This is a genomic window from Lentilitoribacter sp. JB5-8 (genome assembly GCF_055693385.1).
This window is the reverse complement of the sequence record NZ_CM146332.1, coordinates 261828-280774: the sequence shown is the minus strand read 5'-3', so window position 1 is coordinate 280774 and position 18947 is coordinate 261828. Positions and strand designations below refer to the sequence as shown.

Here is an 18947-nt window from a genome sequence, read left to right as displayed (position 1 = left end):
TTTGTATACCCTTGGCGCCTGATCAACTTTGTCGACTAAGCTGTTCTGTCGCCGTGTGCCATTTTGCAACAATTGTAGTTACCAAACCGTCAACAAGTAACAAACAATTCGATTTTTGAGATTTTTTTTGATTAACAAGTAATTTCAGCCCATTAGCCCTTTTATTATGAATGAATTTCGGCAATAGTTTGGCAGCTAAGTTCAAACCAATTGTAAAAATCGAAACTGCGGTCGATTTTGGTAGGGGCAAATAAGAATAAAAAAGGATTATTTTGAATGGGGCGTGATCAGCATGGTCACTTTGCGAAGCTGACCAATGCAGTAGCGGTTAATCGTGATCAAAAAGCATTTGCGGAACTTTTTGATTATTTTTCACCACGTATTAAATCGTATTTTATCCAGCTTGGGGCAGCGCCCGAGCAGGCAGAAGACATGTCACAGGATGTAATGTCCGCTTTGTGGCACAAAGCGCATTTGTTTGATCCGTCAAAATCATCTCTTTCAACTTGGCTATTCCGCGTTGCTAGAAATCGGAGAATTGACTTGTTGCGTCGCGATCGGTCAGCGCTGATTGATGTCAATGATCCGATTTTCGTGCCGCCTGAACCAATCTCGCCGGATGATTATGTTGAAGAAGAAGAACGTGATGAACATGTCAGACGCGCGCTCTCTTTGTTGCAAGATAAGCACGCTGATATCATTCGCATGTCTTTTTTCTTAGGTCTTTCTCATAGTCAGATTGCAGAGAAGTCCGGTTTGCCACTTGGAACGGTTAAATCTCGAATACGTGTAGCATTTCAAAAGCTTAGAGAAACATTAGAGGGGGATATTGGCCCCCTGGACGATTAGTGATCAATTCCCTTAATCTTGCCGCGGCGCGTCTTTGATATCGCTTTTAAGGTCTTTTAATGCTTGGCGTGCGGCTTCGCGTTGATCTTCGGTCATGTGCTTTTTTAACGTCGAGAGTGCCACAGTTAAAACGGCAACATCATCCCCAAAACCTATCATGGCAATAAAGTCTGGAATAAGATCTGCCGGGAGAACAAAATAGGCGAGTGCTGCCAATAAAACACCGCGTACATGCGATGGTGTATTTTTATCCATGGCGCAAAAATAGGCCGTGACGACGTCTTCTGCAAAAGGCAATTGCGCGAGTGCGTTTTTTAGCGTTGGCCAAAATTTTCGTCGTATCTTGCTCTCTTGTTTCTGTTGCTGCTCGATATCGGCAGGCGACAAAATCGCATTGATCTCGTTTTCGCTGATTGTTTTCTTACCCATGTATTAGATTTGGGGTACACTTGTGCAAAATTCAATCTATGAATTGTTACTGGCGGTTTGAAAGCGTCAATATTTGGTTCAATTCAGCGCTGAGAAGAGTTGTATGTCAGTTAAAGTAAAATCAGTTTTATTCGTTTGCATGGGCAATATTTGCCGATCTCCAATGGTCGAAGGTGTCTTTAAGTCAGCAATTGAAGATACATCTTTGGCAAAACAGATTTATGTAGATTCCGCTGGGACCGGAAGCTGGCATGAGGGAAATTTACCCGATCCGCGCGCGGTCCAAACAATGCAGCGATATGATATTGATATTACAGATCAACGATCGCGACCCATTTCTAGATATGATTCCGCAAAGTTCGATCTTATTTTGGCGATGGATCATGATAATTTGGATTTATTGATCGCGAATGCGCCGGTAGAAGAACAGCATAAAATCCATTTGTTTATGGACTACGCCTTGAGTGAAGACGTGCCAATTCCAGACCCTTATTATGGCAAGGGTGATGGATTTGATATTGTCTATCACATGTTGGTCAAGGGCTGTGATGGGCTTGTTGCAAAGCTTGAAGCCAAATGATCCTGGGCGTTGCTGTGGCTTAAAGGATAGCGTTCTTCAACAATATAAGGTCCACCACCGCGCGAATTCTTTGACGACATCACAACAAAACTGCTCACATTAAACGCTGTGGATCTAAAGTTGCTTCTGGCATCGAGATAATCACGCAATGCAAATGAATTGACATGACGCAATCTAGCGAGCGTAACGTGAGGGGTAAATTTTCGCCCATCTGGCATAATGCCAATTCGTCTGCATTGACTGTCTATGGCTGATTGCAGAGCATTAAGTGCTGGTGAAGCAATAACATTTGCATAAAGAGCTCGCGGTTTTTTCGATCCAAAAATATCAATGCCATTTAACTGTAATTCAAACTCTTGCTTGGCGACATGATCAAATGCGTCGAGCACATCATCAGCTGTTCGCTCATCTATATCGCCGATAAATCGCAGTGTTAAGTGATAGTTTTCGACATCAATCCAACGTGCGCCTTGTAACCCGCCTCGAAGCAGAGACAAGCTTTGCGCGACATCCTTCGGGATTTCCAATGCTGCAAATAACCTTGGCATGGCGGTACTCCTGATCGAATCATCTATGATGTGACCATGAGATCATGACAAGTTCAAGACCTATTGAAATAGGAACGATAACTTAGTTATTCGTCCACAGCCTGAGCTTTGAAAAACGGTTCGGCAACTGGCAGGATTTTCTCGACCATCACGGCGATGCCATCTGGATTTGGATGAATGCCATCCGCAAGATTGAGCTCAGGCACCCCTGCGACACCATCTAAAAAGAAGGGGTAGTATTCAACCTCATATTTATCGGCAAGTTCGGGATAGATAGAATTAAAAGCCTCTTCATATGCTGTGCCCATATTGGGTGGTGCGAGCATGCCCATCAAAAACACAGTGATTTCACGCTCACGTAGTCGGGCGATCATTTTGTCCAAATTCTCACGTGTTGTTTCGGCTGGCAAGCCGCGCAGCGCATCATTGGCGCCAAGTTCCAAGATCACCACATCGGTGCCATCTGGAACAGACCAATCTAAACGCGCCAATCCACCTGATGTGGTATCACCTGATACCGCAGCATTTGTCATATTAATCTCAAGCCCATTTGCGTTGAGTGCTTCAGCTAGTCTGTTGGGGAAAGCGTCTTGTCGATCAAGCTGATAACCGGCCATCAAACTGTCTCCAAAAGCGACTACTTCCAGCGGTTTGGCTGTTGCAAATGTGACCGTTGTGCAAATGAGCATCAAAAATGCTGCGAAGAAGCTGGCAAATGCCGTTGAGAGATCTTTTATTTTCATAGTCCAATACCTATTTGCAAACGTAATGAGCTTAAACAATCGTAAGATAACACATATAGGGACTAAGAGCCGTGCCGCAAACACTTATCGAACTAAAAAATGCTGATCTGACTTTGGGAAGCGAGGCATCCTCGGTTCATGTGCTTAAAAAAATGAACCTTCAATTAAATGAAGGTGAGAGCGCTGGTATTGTTGGGCCTTCCGGTTCTGGGAAATCTACCCTCCTTATGGTTCTTGCTGGATTAGAGCGACTTGATAGCGGCGAAGTTCATATTGCAGGTTCTGCTATTCATGAGATGAGCGAAGATGAAGCTGCAGCATTTCGTGGACGCAATATCGGCATTGTGTTTCAGAGTTTTCACCTCATTCCAAATATGACTGCACTTGAAAATGTTGCTGTACCACTCGAACTGGCCGGTGACAAAGATGCATTTGAAAAAGCAAAACAAGAGCTTGTTGCCGTTGGATTGGGTGAGCGATTAACCCATTACCCGTCGGAGTTATCTGGTGGTGAACAACAGCGTGTTGCGATTGCTCGTGCATTAGCTCCTTCCCCAAAGCTTTTAATTGCCGATGAGCCAACTGGTAATCTTGACGGTGATACAGGGCAGCAAATTGCCGATCTTTTGTTCCAAAAACAAAAAGAGCGCGACATGACCCTTGTTTTGGTCACACATGACCCTTCTTTGGCAGACAAATGTCAGCGCAAGATTGCTGTGCGTTCGGGTGAAATTGAGTCCTATTCTGAGGCTGCAGAGTAATGGAAAATTCATTTCAACAACTCGGTATGATCGAGAAAATCAGCCTTGCGCTGAGATTTGCAGCGCGTGAAATGCGCGGTGGCTTGAGGGGTTTTTATATCTTCTTGGCCTGTGTGGCGCTTGGCGCAGCGGCAATTTCGGGTGTGAATTCAGTTTCACGCTCCATCAATCAGTCTATTTCAGCCGAAGGGCAATCTATTTTGGGTGCCGATGTCCGATTTGAAATCGATAATAGACGCGCCAGTGATGAAGAGGTTGCTTTTGTTAAAAGCCTAGGTGATGTCACAATAGGTTCGGGTTTACGCTCAATGGCGCGTAAACCTGATGGCTCCGATCAAGCCTTGGTTGAATTGCGTTCAGTTGATGAAAGCTATCCACTTTTTGGCGAGCTCGTCACCGAACCTTCTATGCCTAAGGCTGAACTATTTGCGAAGAATGGCGATGTTTACGGTGCAATTGTCGCGCCGCTCATGCTTGAGCGTTTAAATTTAAGTGTTGGAGATGAATTGTTGCTGGGTGATGCAACGGTTCAAATTAGAGCAACGCTGATTGCTGAACCCGATGCGCTTTCTGAAGGTTTTGGCTTTGCGCCGCGCATGATGATTTCAAACGAAGGGTTGGAAAGTGCGGGCCTCATTCGCAATGGTAGCTTGGTTGAATATTCCTACCGGGTCGATTTACAGGGTGATCCAACCTTGTCAGATTTAAATGCAGTGCGAGCATTGGCGCGTGAGGAGCATCCTGATGCAGGATGGTCTGTGCGAACCAGCCGAAATGCAGCGCCTGCTTTGACCGCAAATATTGAGCGTTTCTCGCAATTTTTGACACTTGTGGGACTAACAGTGCTTGTTGTTGGTGGTGTTGGTGTTGGCAATTCCGTCCGCGCATTTTTGGATTCCAAGCGCGGGGTTATTGCAACATTTAAGTGCCTGGGCGCATCGTCCAGATTTGTGTTTGGAATTTACCTTATGCAGGTGTTTATGATCGCACTCATTGGTGTTGTGATTGGTATTGTTGTGGGCGCGGCACTCCCCTTCATCACCGCGTCACTTTTATCGGCAGCGCTTGCAATTGATATCAGCGCCTCAGTTTATCCAAGCGCCTTGTTGTTAGCCGCTATATTTGGTTTGTTGGCGGCACTTACCTTTGCAATTTTACCATTGGGTAATGCAGGTAGTGTTCCTGCTACAGCACTATTCCGTCAATGGAACCTTGGGCAATCAGGTTGGCCTAAACCGATCTATAGCATCATGGCTCTCGGGTTTGCGGTCCTTCTGGCATGGCTGGTCATCTTTACATCCGACAATGATCAAATTGCGAGTTTGTTCTTAGGTGCTGTTGCGTTTTCGTTCATCGTTTTAAGAATTGTAGCTTGGCTCGTGCAATGGATTGCAAAACGCAGCCCGCAAGTTAAGTCTACACCTTTACGCATGGCAATTGGGAATATTCACCGTCCCGGTGCGCTAACATCATCGGTTGTGATGTCTCTTGGGCTTGGGCTTACGCTTCTTGTCGCTCTTGCGTTGATTGATGGAAATCTGCGCCGTGAACTATCCGGTAATTTACCGGAGCGGGCTCCAAACTTCTTTTTCGTTGATATTCAATCAAGTGAAATTGAAGGGTTTGAGAAGTTGGTCAATGAAGTTGCTCCTGATGGAAAGCTGGTTGAAGTTCCGATGTTACGTGGCCGTATTTTAGAATTTAATGGCACTGAACTTAAAGACCTGGTGATTCCGCCTGAAGCTCGTTGGGTAACCCGTGGAGATCGCGGTGTAACTTATGCACAAAATCTGCCTGAGAACTCCGTCTTGTCTGAAGGTGAATGGTGGGCGCCAGATCATAGTGGTGAGCCATTGGTTTCTTTCTCTGCTGAAGAAGCGGGTGAGCTTGGTTTGAAAATTGGTGATACGGTAACGGTAAATGTGCTTGGTCGAACAATCACGGCACGCATTGCCAATTTTAGATTGGTTGAGTGGGAATCATTATCCATCAATTTTGTCATGGTGTTTTCACCCAATACTTTTGCCGGAGCGCCACATTCGTGGCTTGCGACATTACTTGAAAGCGAGGCGACAGCGGAACAAGAGGGTGAAATCTTAAGGGCTGTTACGCAAGCTTATCCGACAGTGACAACCGTCCGTGTGAAAGACGCGCTCGATATTGCAGAACGCTTGGTTGGTCAGATTGCTCTTGCTATTCGGGCAGCTGCTGCTGTTGCGCTTGTCGCGTCGATATTAGTGCTTGCTGGTGCGCTTGCTGCAGGGAACCAAACAAGACGACATGATTCTGTGGTTCTTAAAACGCTTGGTGCAACGCGCCGGACGCTCATTAGGGCCTTTAGTTATGAATATATGATTTTGGGCCTTTCAACAGCGGTATTTGCGCTCATTTCTGGTGCAATTGCTTCCTGGTATGTGATTAATCAGATTATGAACCTGCCTTATAGTGTGCTGCCAGATGTCGCGATTTCCACACTTCTTGCGGCTTTGATACTAACTGTAGGCATTGGTCTTGTGGGGACTTGGCGTGTTTTGGGACAAAAAGCTGCGCCAATTTTGCGTGATTTGTAAAGAATGAGGTTGCAATAGGCTTTTACTATTAACCTTGTTTGTTGTTATTATCCGTATTTATGGTAGTAAATACTTGTTGTTTTTGAAAAAACTCCCATATTATGGGTATATATAAATTCACGATGGAGATTGGCTTCATCGTTGGCTATTTTAAAAGAGGAACAAATGGCTGATATTAGAAATTCTCACATGCGTACAGCAACTGCTCGCGAGCAGGATGCGGCTCAGATTGATGAGGGCCTGCGTAGCTATATGTTGAGCGTTTACAACTATATGTCTATTGGTCTTGGTATCACTGGTCTTGCGGCATATGCGACAGCGTCATTCGCTCAATCAAACCAAGCGGTTTTCAACGCGCTTTATAACAGCCCACTAAAATGGGTTATTATGTTTGCACCATTGGGCTTTGTATTTTTCCTTGGCGCTCGCATGCATAAAATGAGTGTAGCATCTGCGCAAACAACATTCTGGGCGTTTGCCGGGATCATGGGTATTTCGATCTCATACATCTTCTTAGTGTTCACAGGTGCTTCGATTATCCAGACATTCTTCGTTACTGCTGCTTCATTTGGTGCGTTGTCACTATATGGTTACACAACTAAGAAAGACCTATCTGGTATGGGCTCATTCTTGATCATGGGTGTGTTTGGCTTGATCCTGGCGTCAATTGTCAACATCTTCCTACAATCAAGTGCGCTACAGTTTGCTGTATCTGTTCTGGGTGTTTTGATCTTTGCTGGTCTGACAGCTTATGACACGCAGCGTATTAAAGAAATGTACTATGATGGCGATGGTGCTGACACTATGAGCCGTAAGGCAATCATGGGTGCTCTTAGCCTTTACCTTAACTTCATCAACATGTTTATGTTCTTGTTGCAATTCTTGGGTAATCGCGAATAGTAATAAACTTATAAAGTTGATTTTTAAGGCGGCTTTTATGCCGCCTTTTTTATTGGGAATATAAGTATGAGTTTAGTTATTCGCGCTGCTAGCCAAACAGATCTGGACGCTATTGTAGAGATTTATAAGTATAGTGTTGAGCATGGTACTGCTACCTATGAGTTAACCGTGCCAGATTATGCTGAAATGCAACGCAGATATGAAATACTAACGTCTCAAAACTATCCTTATTTGGTTGCAGAGCAAGACGGTGAGATTTTAGGTTATGCCTATGCGGGACCATTCAGACCCCGGCCGGCATATCGATGGTCGGTTGAAGACTCCATTTATCTCTCACCTTCGGCTCAAGGAAAAGGTGTGGGCTACCAATTGCTAGTTGACCTTATTAAAGCTGCAGAGGGTAGAGGATTCCGCCAAATGATTGCAGTTATTGGTGGTGCAAGCACTGCATCCATTGCTGTGCATGCCAAAGCGGGGTTCGAGCATTCAGGTGTTATGAAGGCAACCGGTTATAAACACGGTAAATGGCTAGACACAACGATTATGCAGCTTGCGCTTGGAGAGGGGCAGGAGACTGATCCTGATCTTAATACCTATCCTGGGAACCTATATCAGGACTAAAAGATGTAGCTTGATCTGTATCAATGCTGACAAATTCTTCTCATGTATCATGATGTTATAAATGATGATGTAAGGAGAATGTCATGTTCCAGAAAGTCCTTGTTGCGTTTGATATCGCTCACCAAGAGCATGGTCTTAAAATTTTAAAACGGGGCCAAGAATTGTGTGACGAAGGCGGCGAGTTAAAAATTATCTATGTTGGTGAGGAAATCCCCAGCTATATGGATTTTGCCGTTCCTCAAGATATCATTGATGAAGGTGTTGAAGACACGCGTCAGCGGCTCAAAAAGATTGCTTCAGATAACGGTGTTCACGCAGAGGTCATTGTTAGACGCGGTCGACCTCACGTGAAAATACTAGAATATGCAGAAGAGGCCGAAATCGATTTGATTTTGACAGCTTCGCACAATCCCGGAATTCAGGATTTTCTGATTGGTTCAACAGCCGCACGTATTGTTCGTCATGCCCAATGTTCTGTTTTGGTTGATCGGGGTGGTGAGCACTAACTCTATTTATCGCTCTTAACTTTATCGAGAACTTTGAGCACTTGCGGCAGTTCGTGCCCGCGCTTTAAGACAAGACCACTGGCGTTTACAACGCTATATGCACCTTGTTTGCGGGCACGCTTAGGCTCTTTTTCAATGGTAAACATGGGCACTTCACTTGCCCGTTTGTAGATGGAGAAAACCGCACGATCTTTCATGTGGTCAATCGCGTAATCGCGCCAGATCCCGGTGCCAACATGCCGTGAATAGACTTGTAGTATGCGATCGAGCTCAGTTCGATGAAATGTAACGGGAATGGGGTCTTTTTGGCGTTTGTAAGTCGCAAGGTCGACAAGGACCTGATTGTCTTGGGCTGATTGGTTGCTACTTGCCTGATCTGACATTTATAATCCCTTATTGATGGCCTATCTTTGCGTGTGACTTTCAAAAATGCAAGATTAGTCTTCAAGATTATTCACTTCTTTTAATTGTGTTGAATTGTCTTGATGAGTAGTTTTATTGCTCATAACTGTAATATTTGAGATTAAGGATAGGTGTTGCAGTGAGTAATCGGCAGGTAGAAATAGCGGGTTGGATCTTGTTTGTGATCTCAGCTTTTGGGTTCATTATGGCAAGTATTGGAAGTTTTTGGGCTATGTTTGGCAGTGTATTCTTTCTATTAGCTTGTTTTTTGTTCCTATTTACATTTTTTCGTAAAAATTAGGCGAAATAGGGCTAATCAGCTTATTTTAACGCTGCGTTAATCTTCCTCACGACATGTTAAAATTACGTAGGGATACTTTACTGCGCGAACATCTTTTTGCCATCTTTTGGTCAAATCCTCTCCATATTTGGCGACGATCTTACATTTGTCATTTGATTAAAAATGTTCCTAAAGTCGGCCAATAGCCCCCCAGCCCACCGACTTTTTCGATGAACAGGTTCAATAATTAGATGACACCGCCATAAAGGCCGACCTCTCAAGGTCGGTCTTTTTGGTTAGGGCTAATTTGATCACTAGCCTTTATAGCTTGCAGCCCCAAGTATTGCAGAAGGCGTGCCTTCTTTGGCCATGGATTGCAGTAAGATTGCAGCGCCGCCTTCTTTGACCTTTTCCATTACCGCCATCGGCAGCTTAATTTCTTGAGCATCGCCGTACCACATGCCAATCGTTTCGATATCTCTAACTGAGTGGTGATAGGTGATTTGTCTTCCGCGGTTTTCACCGCGTTTAATATCGACCGTATTCTCGTTGTCGAAATAGACTGCCACAATGCTGGCTTTACCTTCACCTGCACCAATAGTAATGCTGATTTCATCATCTGCGGCTGATATTGATAAAGGTACAGCTAATCCGCGTTCGGAGCTTTCAAATGTCGAGACACGTGCCTTTATGCCATTGTAATTGCTGCCCACAAGGTGGTCGCGGCCATTTACAATGACTTGTGGGGTGTAAACACCTCTACGTTTTAAGGTCTTTGCATATGCATATTGTCGGTCGGTGGCTTCTTTGGTAGCAAGTGTGTCTTCCCAACCTAAATAGTTCCAGTAATCAACATGATATGAGAGCGCCAAAACTTTGCCTTCCTCGATGAGCTTACCAAGCGCTTTGTCAGCAGGCGGGCATGAGGAACACCCTTGAGATGTAAACAGCTCAACAACACCTATAGGGTTTTGAAGGTTGTCAGAGGCTTGTGACCCTGATGCCATTGTCAATGCAATGCTTGCTGCACCAAGGAGTGAGAAAAGCTGTTTTTTCATGTCTATACCAATAGTCCTACTCAAGTTATGCAGCATTTGTGCACAAATAACGCCAGTCCCCGACTAATTTAATCTATAGTCAAAACCTGTTCACGGGTAAAATCACGTTGTGGTGAGTATTTTTGTGATATCGAGTTAAAACTTAAATACTTTGGATTTTTTCGTTCAAATCTTGATTAAACCCAGTTTAGATACTAAAAACTATATTACAAAGTTTGATGCAGGTCGCGTTTGCAATATAACGATTTATAATGCAACATCGTGTTACATAATAAATTTCGACTTGTAGCTGGAAACGATGTGAGACTATAGCTTGTAACTGACTAAGAATTTACACCAAGTTGTTGTTGGTCAATAGTTGAATAACAATCAGAAGAATAAAGAAGAAAAATAATGACGACTGAGACAAATATGAAGAACAAGAAACCAAACCCAATTGATGTTTACGTAGGTGGACGCATCAAGCTACGCCGCAACATGCTTGGTCTAAGCCAAGAAAAGTTGGGTGATGCACTGGGTGTAACGTTTCAGCAAGTTCAGAAATATGAAAAAGGTACCAATCGCGTTGGTGCAAGTCGCCTTCAAGCAGTATCAAAAATTTTGCAGACACCTGTTGAATTTTTCTTTGATGGTGCCCCTGAAGTCAGTGGCAGCAGCAAAGGTGCTGAAGTCCTTAACATGGACAACTCATCGACTAAACATCTCGAATTTATCGCGACAACTGAAGGCATCAAGCTAAACCGCTCATTTGCTCGCATCAAAAATCCAAAAGTCCGCGCCAAAGCACTTGAACTCATCAAGGCAATGGCTGATGCTGACGATAATAGCTAAGCCAAGCTAAGATTGATGCTCGCTGGGAGTTTGAACGATTCCCAGCTGCTTTAGCTCATTAATTTTCATATTTTCTTTGTGCTCATAAAGAGCCATGTTGAGATAATGGACGACAGCCTCGGTACCATTTTTCTTTGCGTAGTCGAGGTTCTCTTCTAGTAGTAGCTCTAGTTTTCGATCAGTTTTTTGCATGTCATTTTTTCTATTGTCTAAAACTTGGCATTCGTACGGGCGAACCTCAGAGACTAGCTACTGACCGATACAGCTGCGCAAGATAGCTTTGGTTTGCAATTATAGTGTAATATAAATTGCTAGGCGGCTTCAAGTACATAGTCTGTAATTGAACGTTTCGGTGAAGAAACTTTGTAAAGCGGTACTTTTATGCCCAATTTCTTGCGCATTTTTTCCAATACGGGTTTGGAAACTTCAAAAGTACTGCAGCATACTGGATACTTTCCGTAGTCTGTGGAACGTCCCAATTCGTTTACCTCGATCCCGGCGCGACGATAAACACGCTTCATTTGTGGCTCATAGTTTGAAACCATCGTGTGAATACCGTGTTTAATGGCAACTTCGCATAATGCGAGTAATAGCATGCTAAATGCTTGTCCGGGTTCGATATCAGGGTGATCTTTGAGAATATGTTTTTGGTCAATGCACATCCGTGTGCCTTCCCATATTCCGGGAGCTTCAAAACTCATGAGATCCGGAAATGTGCTGCGGAACACGTCGTACAGCAGAGTAGGCCCCGTTGTTGGCATAAGACGAACAGCACCATACAGTCTTGTTTTGTCATCATTACACCAGACCAAATATACAGGATTTAACTCATCATAGTCATCTTTTTCGATGTCACCATTCACTGGTACATCCCAGTTGAGCTGATCAAAAAAGACTTTCTTTCGAAGATGATACATTTGCTGAAGCAGCGTCTCATGCTTACTATATTCATGTGCTTGAATCGCGATGAACATTTTAACCCCCATGATTCTTCTATAGGGATAATGTAATATGAATAATCGTTGTGAAATCCGTACACATGGTCTCGTACAATTGTGCGGTATGTATCAGATAACTACGGGTTGATTAAGCGAAGTTTCGTAGCTTTTGCTACAGCTTGCGCCATTGTCGAACAATTTAATTTAAACCGAGCGGTACGCATATATGTTCGTACCGTGTGTTCGGAAACATTTAAAATAATTGCGATGTCCTTGTAGTCTTTTCCCATCGCGGCCCAGTGTAATGTTTGAAGCTCTCTGCGGCTCAAGACTGGCGCGGGATCAACATCGCCATACAGCTCGTTTATCGCTTTTTTGTGAAGAACTTGGCTCAGCTCTAGCCAATCCTCTTTAAACTGTTCAACAACGGCATCCCATGCATCTTCATTTTGATTAGAATTTAGGGAAAACAGGGCCTTACGACCAACTTTATCTGTGATTGGAATGGAATAACCACCTGCGCCGAGCCCGTGAGATTGGAACTCAATCAACAATTCAATAGCGTTTTTATCAGGTTCAATCTCGGACCAGTCAAAGGGCAGTGCTCTTAGCATCCCTTCGTTGAGGACTGGGTCTATTTTGACATAGTCCTTTAACAGATAGCGAGCGACCCAATCAGATGGGTAAGTTGTACGAACAAATGGAGCATCGACATTTTGATTGATCGCAATGGTTTGAGCTAAGTGATAGGTGCAATGTCCTACAGGATAATAATCGCGAATGAGAAAAAGCGCGTTCTCAACGTCTTTGGCGTCAACGATCGCGTCAAAGGCTTTACCGCGCCGTTGGTCATTCTCATTTGCTTTATTATTCATTGCTTAGCCCCTGTAACCTTACATAGAACCTTTAGCAAAATACAATACTAACGTGCAAGTATTCTTATCTACTTATACTTGAAAGTAATCTGGTTTTATTTGGCATTTTTATTGTTATTCAAGGTGCTATTTTATCCATCATGCACATCGTCGCTGTGGCAAGCTGGATCATATAAAACAAATTATAAAAAAACCGGAGCATAGCCCCGGTTTTTAAATGTGGTTTCTATAAAATGAATTAGGCTGCGAGATCACGAAGAACGGTGTGTAAGATACCGCCGTTGTTTATGTAGTCCACCTCATCAAGCGTATCGACGCGGCAGATCAATGGTACGTTTTTCACTGTACCGTCTGCATAAGTAATTACAGCAGTTTTCTTCGAACGTGGCTTAATGTCAGTTAATCCTTCAATGGTAACTGTCTCATCTCCCTGCAGGTTTAAACTTTCCCAGGAAGTCCCTTCTTCTAAACAGAATGGAATCACACCCATGCCAACCAGATTTGAGCGGTGAATACGCTCAAAGCTCTGTGTAATGACCGCGCGAACACCAAGCAAGTTCGTTCCTTTTGCAGCCCAATCGCGTGATGAACCGTTACCATATTCAACACCGCCAAAAATCACCAAAGGACGTCCTTCAGCTTTGTAGCGCATGGCGGCCTCGAAAATTGAAACCTCTTCGGCAGATGGATAGTGAATTGTGTAACCACCTTCGCGACCGTTTGGTCCCAACATGTGATTGCGAAGTCGGATGTTTGCAAATGTGCCGCGCATCATAACTTCATGGTTTCCTCGGCGCGTTCCATATTGGTTGAAGTCTGCTACGCCCACATTGTTATCCATTAAGTATTCACCTGCAGGTGATTGTGCCTTAATGGAGCCGGCAGGGGAAATGTGGTCTGTTGTGATCTTGTCACCCAATAGACCAAGTACGCGCGCATCATGAATGTCTGATGTGCCGCCAGCTTCTTTACCCATGCCGATAAAATATGGTGGGTTTTGAACATAGGTGGAATTGTCATCCCAGGCATATGTATTGCCTTCTGGGACTTTAACATTTTTCCAATTTTCATCACCGTTAAATACATCTGCGTATTTTTCTGCAAACAGCTCACGCGTAACATATTTCATGACAAATTCCTGGATTTCAGCATTTGATGGCCAGATGTCTTTTAAGAATACATCATTACCATCTTGATCCTGACCCAAAGGCTCTTTTGTAAGATCTTTTTGCACAGTGCCTGCCAATGCATATGCTACAACGAGTGGAGGTGAAGCGAGGTAGTTTGCCTGCACATCTGGTGATACGCGACCTTCAAAATTGCGGTTCCCGGATAACACCCCTGCCGCAATTAAGCCCTTGTCATTGATGGTTTTAGAGATCGGTGGGTTGAGCGGACCTGAATTGCCAATACATGTCGTACAACCAAAACCAACCAAGTTGAAGCCGATTTGATCCAGATAATCTTGCAGGCCTGATGCTTCTAAATATTCAGCAACAACTTGTGACCCAGGTGCCAATGATGTTTTTACCCAGGGTTTTGAATCAAGGCCTTTGGCAACAGCGTTACGCGCCATTAAACCAGCTGCGATTAAGACAGATGGGTTGGACGTATTTGTGCATGATGTAATCGCTGCAATAGCAACATCACCATGACCCAGATCGTAATCTTCGCCTTCGACATCATAACGATCATTGAGTTGATTTGGTTTTTTGTATTCATCTGCAAGTGCCTTTGCAAAACCTTCTGAAATACCTTCCAAAGAAATACGGCCCTCAGGACGTTTTGGACCCGCCATTGAAGGTACAACATCGCCCAAATCGAGCTCAAGCGTATCTGTGAATACGATATCTGCACCATCATCATCACGCCACATGCCTTGGGCTTTTGAATAGGCTTCGACAAGCTCAATCCGATCTTCCTCACGACCAGAAAGCGTTAGGTAATTGATTGTCTCACCATCAACGGGGAAAAAGCCACATGTCGCACCATATTCGGGGCCCATATTGCCGATGGTTGCGCGGTCTGCAAGTGACATTGAATCAAGCCCTGCACCGAAAAACTCAACAAATTTACCAACGACGCCTTTTTTGCGAAGCATCTGTACAACGGTCAAAACGATATCGGTTGCTGTAACGCCTTCTTTGGCTTTTCCGGTGAGTTTAAACCCAACAACTTCAGGCAAAAGCATAGAAATTGGTTGGCCGAGCATTGCAGCTTCTGCTTCAATTCCGCCAACGCCCCAGCCTAAAACACCAAGGCCGTTGATCATGGTTGTGTGGCTGTCTGTACCTACGCATGTATCAGGATATGCGATGGTGACGCCGTCTTCTTCTTTAGTCCAAACGGTTTGGCCAAGATATTCAACGTTCACCTGGTGGCAGATACCTGTTCCTGGAGGCACAACGCGGAAGTTTTGAAACGCCTGTTGGCCCCATTTTAGAAAGCGGTAGCGTTCGCCATTGCGCTGATATTCAAGTTCAACATTTTGCGCAAAAGCGGTTGGTGTGCCGAATTTATCAACAATGACGGAATGGTCGATAACAAGATCAACAGGCACAAGTGGGTTGATCTTTTCTGCATCACCACCAAGGCTGACCATGGCATCGCGCATTGCAGCCAGATCTACAACTGCGGGAACGCCAGTGAAGTCTTGCATAAGCACGCGGGCAGGGCGATAAGCAATCTCATTGCCGTCTTTGCCCTTGTTATTGAGCCACGCGGCAACATTTTCGATATCTTGTTTGGTTACCGACCGCCCGTCTTCATTGCGAAGAAGGTTTTCCAGCAACACTTTCATAGAAAATGGCAGGTTGGATATGCCTTTAAGGCCATTTTCTTCTGCAATTTTTAAGTTGAAATAGGTGTATTCTTTACCAGCGGCGGTGAGTGTCGAGCGACAATTAAAGCTATCGAGAGATTTTGCCATTATAGCCCACTTTCTTTTTCTTGCCGAAACCTGGAAGTGCGCGTTAACGCTTTTAAGACAAAGCATTAAACAAAAGCGGTTACGACCCTTCCGCTATCCGCATAAGGTCTTTATAACCTTGTTCGGCATTGACTAGAATTAACGCTGGGTCGCGTGCGTTGCTGCGTGGTATATAGGTAATTTTAGCCAATTCGACTAGAGGGTGGCTGGCGATTCAATCGATTTTTTTGCTTCGCAGTGCAAAATATAGTGCCAAGAAGGTATAGGATGCGCATATTTGCTCAAAGTTTAAGCGTCAAACGTGGTGAAGATCTTATTTTCAAAGATGTCTCGTTTGAATTATTCCCGACGGAGTCTTTGACGATTTCAGGGCCTAATGGCGTTGGAAAATCGACGCTTTTACGTGCGCTTGCGGGATTGCTTCCCATAGATAGCGGTGTCTTTGAAATCAGTACTGATGGCAAAGAAGCCAGGCCAAACGCGGAATACTGCCATTATATCGGGCATAAAAATGCAATGAAGGCTGAGCTGACTGTGCTGGAAAACCTAAACTTTTGGCAACGGACAATGGCACAAGAGGATATGGTTGATGAAGATCTGATCATGTCGCCTGAAGCTGCTGTCGAACTTCTTGGGCTGTCGCACACATTAGATCTTCCCTTTGGTTTTTTATCTCAAGGTCAGCGCCGACGTATCTCATTGGCAAAGCTGTTTGTTTCTTATCGCCCGGTTTGGCTATTGGACGAACCTACTGCTGCACTGGACAAAGCTTCAAGTGATAATTTTGCGCAGATAACCAATCAATATTTGGAAAAGGGTGGCATCGTTATCGCTGCAACTCATGTTCCTTTAGGATTTAAAGAAGTCAAGCAATTGGAAATGACACCACCTCCTTTGAATGAGGATTTGTTTTAATGTCGTTGTTTTGGCGTGACATTAAGCTAGCAATGCGCAGTGGCGGCGGTGCCTTATTGGGTGTTTTGTTTTTCTTGGCTGTCATTGCTGTCGTACCTTTTGCAGTCGGACCCGATCTTAATTTTTTACAACGCATAGGACCTGCGATGCTGTGGATCGGCGCTTTGCTCTCCACGCTTCTAGGCCTTGATCGCTTGTTTCAAGCGGAACGAGATGATGGTTCGCTTGATATTTTGTTGATGCAGGAAACGCCATTTATTCTTACGGTATTTATAAAATGTGTGGCGCATTGGGTTGCGACAGGTTTACCTTTGGTATTAGCGACGCCTTTGCTTGGCTTACTTATGAATATGGACCTATTGTCCATCGGTGCTGTAAGCGCGACCTTGTTGGTAGGTTCGCCGGCAATTACATTTATTGGAGCCGTTGGTGCTGCGGTTGCTGTGACGTTGCCGCGCGGTGGATTGCTTGTTTCAATTCTTATTCTACCACTGGCAATTCCTGTATTAATATTTGGTGTGAGCGCCGCTTATGCAGCAGTTGAAGAGCCGGCACCATTCCTGCCACCGTTTTTGATTTTGTGTGCGATAACAATGTTTTTTGCGGTAATCGGCCCCGTTGCGGCTGCTGCGGCGATACGCGCGTCAACAGACTAATTGCACATCGCAGCATTAGCGTTTAAAAATACCTCATGAACCAAGTCGATCTTTCAATTCAGCGCCCGAGCGATCTCGCTAATCCAACCAAGTTTTTGCATTTGTCCGGAAAACTGTTGCCGTGGATGTGGGGTATCACACTGAGTTTATTTGCCGTGGGACTTTATATGTCTTTCACAGCACCTGAAGATTATCAGCAAGGTATCACCGTTCAGATCATGTTTACTCACGTGCCTGCCGCTTGGCTTTGTATGATGTGTTATACGGTAATGACCATATCTTCTATTGGTACATTAGTGTGGCGTCACCCTTTGGCGGATGTGGCATCACGCGCTGCTGCGCCTTTGGGTGCGGCATTCACAATAATTGCACTTATTACCGGTTCGCTATGGGGTCGACCCATGTGGGGCGCATGGTGGGTTTGGGATGCAAGATTAACATCCGTGTTCGTTCTTTTATTGATGTATTTGGGTTTGATGGCGCTCACCCGCGCGATGGATGATCCAGCAAAATCTGCAAAAACCGTTGCGATTATTACCATTGTCGGTTGGGTGAATATCCCGATCATCAAATTTTCTGTTGATTGGTGGAACACACTTCATCAGCCTGCAAGCGTTGTTCGTCTTGATGGTCCGACGATTCACCCAAGCCTGTTATATCCGCTTTTGGTTATGGCGATTGCCTTTACGATGCTGTTTTTCACCCTGCATTTTATGGCGATGCGAAATGAGATTTGGCGCAGACGCGTGCGCTCACTTCGTCGCTTAGCTGCGCGAGCCGCAGCTTAGGAGGACCAAATATGTCACATGAAATGTTTGTATTTTTATCCTATGCGGCAGCGGTTGTTGTGCTAGGTGCGGTGATAGGTTGGATTTTCCTTGATGGCAAAGCGCGCAAAGCGGAATTGGCACGATTGGAAGCAGCTGGTGTTAAGCGGCGCTCGGAACAAAACTCATAAAAGGAACAACTTTTGTCTGACAATACTGATCAAAAGCCACAAAGAAGTTTCCTTCAAAAACTGATTGTGTTCTCTCCGCTTTTAATCTTTGGTGCGCTCGCAGTGTTTTTCTATCTGCAGCTTACCTCGGGGCGCAATGCGCAGGATTTACCATCCGTCCTTATTGGCGAAAAAGCGCCATCAATTGATTTGCCTGCCCTTGAAAAATTTGACTTACCTGCGCTTAATGATGAGGCTGTTAGAGGTAAGCTCACTTTGCTCAATGTATGGGCCTCGTGGTGTGTGCCTTGCCGTCAGGAACATCCTTACTTAGTTGATCTGGCAAAGGATGAACGGTTAAACATTGTTGGTCTCAATTACAAAGATAAACCATTCAACGCAGCACAATTTTTAACTGGCCTTGGCAATCCTTATTCTGCAGTGGGAGTTGATTCCACCGGGGAAGCAACGATTGACTGGGGCGTTTATGGTGTGCCTGAAACCTTTATCATCGCACCAGATGGCACGATTATTTATAAGCATATCGGACCTATTACCGATGCCGCGCTTGCTGATAAAATCATGCCGGTTTTAGAGGCTGAGCTTGCCAAATAGTTTG

The 18947-nt window shown here is 44.6% G+C and carries 22 protein-coding genes; 13 read left to right on the top strand and 9 right to left on the bottom strand.

The window, feature by feature from the left end:
- The first annotated feature begins 276 nt into the window (after positions 1-276).
- Positions 277-849 carry a sigma-70 family RNA polymerase sigma factor gene (locus tag ACZ1GZ_RS01405; RefSeq protein ID WP_472666640.1) on the top strand — a complete coding sequence of 191 codons (573 nt, stop codon included), beginning with the start codon at positions 277-279 and terminating at the stop codon, positions 847-849.
- A gap of 12 nt (positions 850-861) precedes the next feature.
- Here the strand turns inward: ACZ1GZ_RS01405 and ACZ1GZ_RS01400 are convergent, their stop codons facing one another.
- Complete coding sequence (locus tag ACZ1GZ_RS01400) at positions 862-1278, bottom strand: YkvA family protein (protein ID WP_472666639.1); 417 nt, start codon at positions 1276-1278, stop codon at positions 862-864.
- A 103-nt stretch (positions 1279-1381) separates the two neighbouring features.
- On the opposite strand from ACZ1GZ_RS01400, the gene ACZ1GZ_RS01395 reads away from it, so the two are divergent.
- Positions 1382-1858, top strand: a complete 477-nt coding sequence (locus tag ACZ1GZ_RS01395; RefSeq protein ID WP_472666638.1) for a low molecular weight protein-tyrosine-phosphatase — start codon at positions 1382-1384, stop codon at positions 1856-1858.
- Here the strand turns inward: ACZ1GZ_RS01395 and thpR are convergent.
- Together thpR and ACZ1GZ_RS01385 are read right to left on the bottom strand one after the other, a co-directional pair.
- On the bottom strand, positions 1804-2406 hold the full coding sequence (thpR, locus tag ACZ1GZ_RS01390) for an RNA 2',3'-cyclic phosphodiesterase (RefSeq protein WP_472666637.1): 603 nt from the start codon (positions 2404-2406) through the stop codon (positions 1804-1806). The genes ACZ1GZ_RS01395 and thpR overlap by 55 nt on opposite strands.
- A gap of 86 nt (positions 2407-2492) precedes the next feature.
- Positions 2493-3149 carry an arylesterase gene (locus ACZ1GZ_RS01385; RefSeq protein ID WP_472666636.1) on the bottom strand — a complete coding sequence of 219 codons (657 nt, stop codon included), beginning with the start codon at positions 3147-3149 and terminating at the stop codon, positions 2493-2495.
- Between the two features lie 71 nt (positions 3150-3220).
- On the opposite strand from ACZ1GZ_RS01385, the gene ACZ1GZ_RS01380 reads away from it, so the two are divergent.
- From ACZ1GZ_RS01380 to ACZ1GZ_RS01360, 5 genes are all read left to right on the top strand, one after another.
- Positions 3221-3910 (top strand): ABC transporter ATP-binding protein, encoded by a 690-nt coding sequence (locus ACZ1GZ_RS01380; RefSeq protein ID WP_472666635.1) that lies wholly within the window; start codon positions 3221-3223, stop codon positions 3908-3910.
- Positions 3910-6480 carry an ABC transporter permease gene (locus ACZ1GZ_RS01375; protein WP_472666634.1) on the top strand — a complete coding sequence of 857 codons (2571 nt, stop codon included), beginning with the start codon at positions 3910-3912 and terminating at the stop codon, positions 6478-6480. The genes ACZ1GZ_RS01380 and ACZ1GZ_RS01375 overlap by 1 nt, the downstream gene beginning before the upstream one ends.
- 165 nt (positions 6481-6645) lie before the next feature.
- Complete coding sequence (locus tag ACZ1GZ_RS01370; protein WP_472666633.1) at positions 6646-7380, top strand: Bax inhibitor-1/YccA family protein; 735 nt, start codon at positions 6646-6648, stop codon at positions 7378-7380.
- Between the two features lie 66 nt (positions 7381-7446).
- The gene (locus ACZ1GZ_RS01365) at positions 7447-8001 is read left to right on the top strand and encodes a GNAT family N-acetyltransferase (RefSeq protein ID WP_472666632.1); all 555 of its coding nucleotides are present in this window, start codon (positions 7447-7449) and stop codon (positions 7999-8001) included.
- An 83-nt stretch (positions 8002-8084) separates the two neighbouring features.
- Positions 8085-8507 carry a universal stress protein gene (locus tag ACZ1GZ_RS01360; RefSeq protein ID WP_472666631.1) on the top strand — a complete coding sequence of 141 codons (423 nt, stop codon included), beginning with the start codon at positions 8085-8087 and terminating at the stop codon, positions 8505-8507.
- A 2-nt stretch (positions 8508-8509) separates the two neighbouring features.
- Here the strand turns inward: ACZ1GZ_RS01360 and ACZ1GZ_RS01355 are convergent, their stop codons facing one another.
- Positions 8510-8890: a DUF2794 domain-containing protein gene (locus ACZ1GZ_RS01355; protein WP_472666630.1), complete on the bottom strand. Its 381-nt coding sequence runs from the start codon at positions 8888-8890 to the stop codon at positions 8510-8512.
- Positions 8891-9503: 613 nt separating this feature from the next.
- Positions 9504-10247 (bottom strand): DUF1223 domain-containing protein, encoded by a 744-nt coding sequence (locus ACZ1GZ_RS01350; protein WP_472666629.1) that lies wholly within the window; start codon positions 10245-10247, stop codon positions 9504-9506.
- A gap of 393 nt (positions 10248-10640) precedes the next feature.
- On the opposite strand from ACZ1GZ_RS01350, the gene ACZ1GZ_RS01345 reads away from it, so the two are divergent.
- Positions 10641-11078 carry a helix-turn-helix domain-containing protein gene (locus tag ACZ1GZ_RS01345; RefSeq protein WP_472666628.1) on the top strand — a complete coding sequence of 146 codons (438 nt, stop codon included), beginning with the start codon at positions 10641-10643 and terminating at the stop codon, positions 11076-11078.
- Between the two features lie 6 nt (positions 11079-11084).
- Here the strand turns inward: ACZ1GZ_RS01345 and ACZ1GZ_RS01340 are convergent, their stop codons facing one another.
- The 4 genes from ACZ1GZ_RS01340 to acnA form a co-directional block, all read right to left on the bottom strand.
- On the bottom strand, positions 11085-11270 hold the full coding sequence (locus tag ACZ1GZ_RS01340; protein WP_472666627.1) for a hypothetical protein: 186 nt from the start codon (positions 11268-11270) through the stop codon (positions 11085-11087).
- 119 nt (positions 11271-11389) lie between these two features.
- On the bottom strand, positions 11390-12052 hold the full coding sequence (locus tag ACZ1GZ_RS01335; RefSeq protein ID WP_472666626.1) for an acyl-homoserine-lactone synthase: 663 nt from the start codon (positions 12050-12052) through the stop codon (positions 11390-11392).
- Positions 12053-12153: 101 nt separating this feature from the next.
- Complete coding sequence (locus tag ACZ1GZ_RS01330) at positions 12154-12891, bottom strand: helix-turn-helix transcriptional regulator (protein WP_472666625.1); 738 nt, start codon at positions 12889-12891, stop codon at positions 12154-12156.
- A gap of 238 nt (positions 12892-13129) precedes the next feature.
- Complete coding sequence (gene acnA / locus ACZ1GZ_RS01325; RefSeq protein ID WP_472666624.1) at positions 13130-15820, bottom strand: aconitate hydratase AcnA; 2691 nt, start codon at positions 15818-15820, stop codon at positions 13130-13132.
- 267 nt (positions 15821-16087) lie between these two features.
- Between acnA and ccmA the strand changes: the two genes are divergently transcribed.
- From ccmA to ACZ1GZ_RS01300, 5 genes are read left to right on the top strand one after another with little or no spacing between them, the layout of a single operon-like run.
- The gene (gene ccmA, locus ACZ1GZ_RS01320) at positions 16088-16735 is read left to right on the top strand and encodes a heme ABC exporter ATP-binding protein CcmA (protein WP_472666623.1); all 648 of its coding nucleotides are present in this window, start codon (positions 16088-16090) and stop codon (positions 16733-16735) included.
- Positions 16735-17391 (top strand): heme exporter protein CcmB, encoded by a 657-nt coding sequence (ccmB, locus tag ACZ1GZ_RS01315; protein ID WP_472666622.1) that lies wholly within the window; start codon positions 16735-16737, stop codon positions 17389-17391. The genes ccmA and ccmB overlap by 1 nt, the downstream gene beginning before the upstream one ends.
- A gap of 35 nt (positions 17392-17426) precedes the next feature.
- Positions 17427-18179: a heme ABC transporter permease gene (locus ACZ1GZ_RS01310; RefSeq protein WP_472666621.1), complete on the top strand. Its 753-nt coding sequence runs from the start codon at positions 17427-17429 to the stop codon at positions 18177-18179.
- A gap of 11 nt (positions 18180-18190) precedes the next feature.
- A complete protein-coding gene (gene ccmD / locus ACZ1GZ_RS01305) occupies positions 18191-18349 on the top strand; it encodes a heme exporter protein CcmD (RefSeq protein ID WP_472666620.1) in 159 nt (52 codons plus the stop codon).
- A gap of 12 nt (positions 18350-18361) precedes the next feature.
- Entirely contained in the window at positions 18362-18943 is a 582-nt protein-coding gene (locus ACZ1GZ_RS01300) for a DsbE family thiol:disulfide interchange protein (RefSeq protein WP_472666619.1), read from the top strand.
- Positions 18944-18947: the final 4 nt, after the last annotated feature.